Origin of the sequence: Porcipelethomonas ammoniilytica, from assembly GCF_025567485.1 — a bacterium.
Lineage (GTDB): Bacteria > Bacillota > Clostridia > Oscillospirales > Ruminococcaceae > Porcipelethomonas > Porcipelethomonas ammoniilytica.
The window spans coordinates 1-578 of sequence record NZ_JAOQKH010000099.1; the positions used below are offsets into that span (position 1 = coordinate 1).

At 37.4% G+C, this 578-nt stretch carries 1 pseudogene; it reads left to right on the forward strand.

The features are described 5' to 3' along the window. A pseudogene (locus OCV67_RS13480) lies at positions 1-378 on the forward strand (SEL1-like repeat protein); the annotation flags it as partial. Positions 379-578: the final 200 nt, after the last annotated feature.

Genomic DNA, 578 nt, shown 5'->3' on the forward strand with positions numbered 1-578 from the left:
GTTTCGTATTTTGAACAGTGTTCGGATACGAATCCGTGGGCAAGCTACTGGTTAGGAAAAATCTATTTGTTTGGCTGCAGCGATGTTCAGCAAAATCGGGAAAAAGCTTTGGATTATCTGACTTTTTCTGCTGAACAGGGCAACGAATATGCACAGAATCTAATTGATCATGAAACAGAGTATGAGAATGTAATGCTGACAAATACAATTTTCAGCTTGTTTGCTAATCTAAGCAAATGTATTTCTGAGGACTATAATCAGAAATTTCAATCGGGCAGACTATCTGTTGACAAAAAGCTTCGCCGAATGATACTGGAGAAAAAACAGGCTCTTGGTCTGAAAGAAGAGCACTCTCAAACTCATGAGCAGTCCTATTAAGCGCTATATGCCCCGTGTCATGATGCGATGGGAATGTTAAGTAGAAAATAGAAGATATATTTAATGCAGAGAAGAAAATATATGCACACTGTTCAGCTTTGAAAGCTTGAAGTCAGTGTGCATTTTTCGTCAATTCCGTCAATTTGCGACGGCTTTTTTGACGATATTTGCAGTAATTTTAATCCTATTATATCATAAAT